Origin of the sequence: Neolewinella aurantiaca (assembly GCF_008014675.1) — a bacterium.
Taxonomy (GTDB): domain Bacteria; phylum Bacteroidota; class Bacteroidia; order Chitinophagales; family Saprospiraceae; genus Neolewinella; species Neolewinella aurantiaca.
Map to the genome: position 1 here is coordinate 1 of NZ_VOXD01000070.1, position 5,478 is coordinate 5,478.

The window sequence follows — 5,478 nt, forward strand, 5'->3', positions numbered from 1 at the left end:
AGAATCACCAAGGACCTGGAACGAACGATAGAAAATTCGGCTTCATTCATTTTGATGGCCAACATTCAGATGGTTCTATCGTCAATACAGAGAAATCTTGACTCGAATTTTTAGACACGCTCTAACAGACTAGTTGTGTACTCATATTATTTTGGCCACGAAGAACAATATTCAGTTTTCTATTTCCAGAAAATAGGGCTACGCTGGCGCTTGTACACAAAGGAAATCGTGTAACGCGCTAGCCGTTTCACGGAAGTATGACAAATAGTGGATTTATAGTACTTAACATAAGTATAATTATGAGCTCAAAAAAAACCTGACTCTTTAACACTATTGAAAGTAGTCATTATACTACAAAAATGCCATATTGTGACCGTTAGGCAGATATGCCTAGCGGTAAACCAAGGACAATGCCAGACATCAAACGATTTGAATACGACGGCAAGGTTGTCACCTTTCAATTGGAGGAAGGTGCCTCTTTCGTCAATGCTACAGAAATGGCTAAGCCATTCGGGAAGCAGCCTAAAGACTTCTTACGGACTGCAGGAACCAAAGCCTTCATCCTTGCCCCCACCCCAACCCGTGAGCTTCGCTGCTGCCTTCGGCGGTCCCACGGGGGATGGGCCAGTGAAAACGCTACGCGTTTTGGGTTGCAAGCTCTTAGGCGGTGACTATGATCTCGAGCTAAAAGCTTAAAATCGAATCCTATGCGTCAGCCCTGCCCCCCTACCCGCCCCCAGGGTCGTGAGCAGTTTTAACATTGAGTTTCCAAAAGTTCATAAGTTATGCTACTAATCGGGTTTGTTGGCCCTGTGATACTGCAGAAATAGCGGATCAGGAGAAATAGCTTTATCGTCTGGAGTCCAGATGGTGATCGTTCGTTTACCTATAGAAGAAGCTTTAAACTCAATTTTCGCCTCAATGGTGAAGTCGTCCGACAGCCACCACAACCCACGGTCGAACGAGCGATGGTGGTTCTTGCACAGCAGGATACCGTTTGATAGCGTACCTCCCTCTTCTCCCTCGCAGACGGACCACGGCTTGATGTGAGCAGCGTCCAGGATTTCTTCAAAAGCGATTCCACAGACGGCGCACTTCGAACTGTAGGCTTTCAATAATCCGTCTCGGAACAGAGTTTGGGCGTAGCCCCTGTTTTTAACATAGGTAAAAATGCTCGCCCCCGTCGCTATCCCCTTTAGCACCTTGCCCTCGTCGACAGCCTTTCCATCAGCGCCGAGAAAAGGATTACCCTCCGCTTTCCAGTCATGTCGTAAAACTGATGACATTTCTTCCGCATAGGTCTGCAGACCAGAACCCGCAAATCCGGAAGAGGGCTTCAGCTTTTTGTATTCCCCCGTTTTATGATCCTTCCGCTCCTGAACCACCAACCCCGTTAGCGGAGGCAGGTCACTGTCGGCGCAAATTCGCTGTATCGGATGTAAATAATTACCAGAAGTTCGTCCGCTCACGTTCTCGTCGTCTGTTTTTCCTTCGACTGCACGGACAAAATCTTCGTAACCGACTTTCGCAGCCTGAAGACTGTCTTTATGCTTTACCGCACGAGACACGAGGATATCCCAGGCACGCCGCAGCCTTTCTTCTATCCTTTTCATCCCTGCTCATTTTCCACTAAAACCTTAACCATATCCCGCACCTCATCCCGGCAACCCTCAGCCATCGTTTTATCTACCTCGCCGGTGTGGGCGGCCTCGTTGCGGTAGGTCTTGACGAAACTATCCATCCGCGCCAGGAAGTCCTTCTCCAGTACAGCTTCTCCATACAAAGAGACGACAAAAGTGCGGAAGTCCTGTAGAAGTGAAGACTTCTTTATAGTACTTCCCGTGGCGACCCACTGCAAAATAAACTGCATTTCTCCGAGGGTATACTTCAGCACGGACCGCTCAAGTTTTCTCGCGAAATTATCCATTCGACGTTTCTTGGGGTCTAAAGCCTTTTGCTGATCGAGGTAGACTTTCAGACTACCGTCCTCTACCTTCCAGCGCGACTGAAACTCCTCGTTCCACGCGATGAAAATCTTGTGTTGCAGTTCTGCTTCCAACCCACTAGCATAAGCCGTCACAAAAGGCTTATAACTCTTCGTCAAACTACGCTCCAGGTTAGGCAGCAAATCTTCGCCGGTGCAGAGGAATTTGAGCGTCTTCCAGTGTAGCTTTTCGCTGCCGCCGGGCAGCCAGGCTTCCAGCTGCTCGCGCAGCAGGGCGGTGACTTTTTCCCCGTCCACCACCGCGTAGTCCACCCCGCGCTCTTCGGCTTCGTGGATTTCGTGGTTCAGCAGCAGCAGCCGCTTGAGCACCTCCCGCCGCGCGTCCGGGTGGATGGTGTAGCGGACGTTGTCTTTCTCCGGCAGATAATCCACCTCGTAAAAGTCGTGCCGCAGCCGGATAGCCGGGCCCCACCGCCGCGTAGTGACGTGCCAACCGTAGGCAGCTAACACCGCCTCGTCCATCTCTTTGTGCAGTCGCCGCAGTTCCACGATCCGCGCCACGGCTTCGCCCATGCCGATGGTGCCTTCGGTCCGGTCCAGATGGCTCCAGAGGTTGTAGGTTTCCTTGCTCTGCTTGCGGGCTTTGAGCTTTTGGGGGTCGGTCAGGACGTCGTTTTCCCAGAGGTCGTCGTAGTCGGCGAGGAGGTGGGGGTTACCAATTGCTCCATATACTTTTGTTAATCCTAATAATAAATCTCTGCAAAGAGCAGACCGAGTAGATTCGTATTCACTTCCAGTTTTTTCAGTGACATCAGTTAAAATAGTAGGTAATGGGAAAGTGTCAAATACATCAGACGGAGTATATCGAAGGTCGTTTTTCATCGATGAACCATACTTCCAGGCCCAATAGTAATGGTAGCTAGATTGAAGGACGGCAAATTCACTTGTCCTTTTTAATCCTATAACACCTGTAGCGTGTGACCATACTATATCTGTAGGCATAAATGCAAAGCCAACAGTTTTACTAGTCAAAGCTATCGACAACACCCGCTCCATCCCCGCAATGGTGCGGTAGAGGGCTGGTCGTTTTTCCCCGTACATCCACCATCTTTCTGGAAGTGGTCGCCTCAAAGCATATTCACCTTCTATTTCATTACCTGTCTTCTTATTGACCTTCCATCGTTGCCGTTCCGGCTTAACCTCCCTTTCCACAATCCCATAACAATCCGGATAATCCGTAGCCACGGGCTGGTTATACCCCGGCGGGGCAACTTCCACGGTTTTACCGGCGGTGATGCGTTGCCTGATCGCGTCCCGCTCATCGGGCGTGAGTGTTTTCCATTCGTCCACCGTCAGCCGCCGTTCGGGCCAATCGAAGAAATTAATGACCCAGCGGCTGGGGCTCTGGTCGGGGCGGGAATTGAGGTCGCTGCCGTTGAGGTAAGGAAACAGCACGTCCTTATTCTTCGGGTTTTTCTCGATGAGGGCGACGGCTTGTTCGGGTTCGAGGACGAAACCTTTGCCGAGGACGTAGCTTCCCACGAAGCTTTTGCCCGCGTTTTGCTCCAGCCTAAAAGGATCACCTAAAAACTCCTGATCATCCAGGTAGGTCGTGATCTGTTCGACTTCCGCATCATTCAGTACCAGCGGTTGTTGCCATTTACCTTTGAAAATAGTTACCAACGCTACTTCCACCGCCGCAACTCCGGGCCATCGCATAGAGCGCACGGCATGGTTGATCGTACCGCCCATATTTTTGATAGCCGCCAGACCACCTTCGCGGGTGTCTCCCTGCGCAATAGTGTTAGTAGAAATCAACGATTGAAAACCTCCTTTTGCAAGTACATTGAAGATGCGCCGGAAAAAATAGGCTACCAAATCAGTAGTCCCTTTTGCTGGCACATAGTTATTATGGATATAACCAAGATACTCCCGCCCGGCCGCCGTTGAAATCTTCTGCCCCCCCAAAAACGGTGGATTTCCCACCACACAATCAAACCCTCCCCCGGCAAACACCTCCGGAAACTCCAAAAACCAGTGAAAAAACCGCCGCTCCGCGCTCGCTCCCGTCGCTGCGGCGGCGGCCTGGCTCTGGCGGTGGGCGCCGCCGAGCATCTCGAAGTAGGTGGCGTCGGTGACGACCTTGGTCTCGTTTCCCAGGCCGAGGAAGAACTGGGCCGTCTGCACGTCGGCCAGGGTTTTGATGAACCACCAGTTAGAGCCGGTGGTCAGCTTTTGGTAGGCGTTCGCCTTGGCTTCGATCTCGGCGGGCGTGGTTTCGGGGAGGGTAGCGAAGTCGTCGTACTTCTTTTGGAAGGCGGCCAGCTGGTCCTCCACGGTATCGAGTTGGTTGAAGAGGCTGAGGGAGCCACCACCGGCCTCGCGGACTTTACGCTCCTCCTTATTTCGCTTGCGAAGAAGCTTGCCGTTTTCCTTCGCCTCGTCGCTGTCGCCCGGGTAATTCTTGAACGCCTCGGTGGGGATGCCCTTCCGCAAATCCTCCAACCGCCCTACCCCGACGATGGCATCGCCGCAGCGGATGCGGTGTTCGAGGAAGTTCAGAGGTTGCCCCGGCTGGTGGGCTTCGAGCCAGAGGGCGACCTGGCAGAGCTCGACGGCCAGCGGGTTTTTGTCGACGCCGTAGATGCAGTTGCGGATCGCGTCCCGCGTACCCTGGCGGATTTCGGGCGGGCTGGGCTGTTCGGCCCCGCTGGCCAGGCGGGCCAGCTCCAGGCCGATGCGGCGGGCGGCGGCGAGCAGGATATGGCCGCTGCCGCAGGCCACGTCGGCCACCTTCAGCTTCAGCAGCTTCTGGCGGGCGGTCTGCCGCTTATCTTCCGGGGCATCCGGCGCGACGGTGCGGTCGGCGATCAGGTGTTCGAGGCTGTGCTTGATGAGGGGTTGCACCAGCTCGTCCGGCGTGTAGTGGCTACCGGAGCTGCTGCGGTCCTGGCCCTTCACGAAGGTGAAGCTGCGGGCCTTCAGGTCGATGGCGGGGTCGTATTCGAGCAAGCCTTCGTAAACGGAGCCGAACTCCTCCACGTCGAGGCTGGCGTAGTTGACGACCTGGACGGTGCCGGTGTCCTTGTCGGTAAACTGGCTTAGGCCGCGCAGGCTTTCCAGCAGGCGGTGGTTGTTGAGGCGGCAGCCGGTGAGGGGCCCGAGGGCGTCCTGGCTGAACAAGCCGCCGGCCAGGGGCGCGATGCCGAGCTTGGTGCCGATGCCCCGGTCTTCGAAGAGGGCGAAGGTGTTCATCAGGCTGTCCCAGAGGTCGTACTGCCCCTCGCCGGCCAGTTGGTGGGTGGTGGCGAGGCGGCGCAGGCGGGCAAGGGCGTAGTAGGAGTAGTAGATTTGGCTTTCCCTCTCCCCCGGCCCCCAGGGCTAACGCATACTATAAAATTAATCTAGCCGGGATTGTTTTCCGTTATTGAGTCATGCAAAATAAGGAAACGACCAATCTCCCCCTTGATCCATTACCTGGAGTCGATCAGATTCCTGACCCAAGAAACGCTTGTTTGGTTCACCATCCACTT

Annotated in this window: 3 protein-coding genes; 1 reads left to right on the plus strand and 2 read right to left on the minus strand. The window is 54.0% G+C overall.

The window, feature by feature from the left end; translation table 11 throughout:
• Positions 1-410 precede the first annotated feature (410 nt).
• Positions 411-671: a KilA-N domain-containing protein gene (locus FUA23_RS21850; protein WP_147932906.1), complete on the plus strand. Its 261-nt coding sequence runs from the start codon at positions 411-413 to the stop codon at positions 669-671.
• Positions 672-791: 120 nt separating this feature from the next.
• Here the strand turns inward: FUA23_RS21850 and FUA23_RS21855 are convergent, their stop codons facing one another.
• Both FUA23_RS21855 and FUA23_RS21860 read right to left on the minus strand, forming a co-directional pair.
• Positions 792-1,613, minus strand: coding sequence for an HNH endonuclease (locus FUA23_RS21855; protein WP_147932907.1), 822 nt, complete (start codon positions 1,611-1,613; stop codon positions 792-794).
• A complete protein-coding gene (locus FUA23_RS21860) occupies positions 1,610-5,200 on the minus strand; it encodes an Eco57I restriction-modification methylase domain-containing protein (RefSeq protein ID WP_147932908.1) in 3,591 nt (1,196 codons plus the stop codon). The genes FUA23_RS21855 and FUA23_RS21860 overlap by 4 nt, the downstream gene beginning before the upstream one ends.
• Positions 5,201-5,478 lie beyond the last annotated feature (278 nt).

What these genes read in the sequence shown, in the direction of transcription:
- FUA23_RS21855 (WP_147932907.1), bottom strand. Translation starts at nt 1,613, where the DNA reads ATGAAAAGGATAGAAGAAAGGCTGCGGCGTGCCTGGGATATCCTCGTG.
- FUA23_RS21860 (WP_147932908.1), bottom strand. Translation starts at nt 5,200, where the DNA reads ATGAACACCTTCGCCCTCTTCGAAGACCGGGGCATCGGCACCAAGCTC.
- FUA23_RS21850 (WP_147932906.1), top strand. Translation starts at nt 411, where the DNA reads ATGCCAGACATCAAACGATTTGAATACGACGGCAAGGTTGTCACCTTT.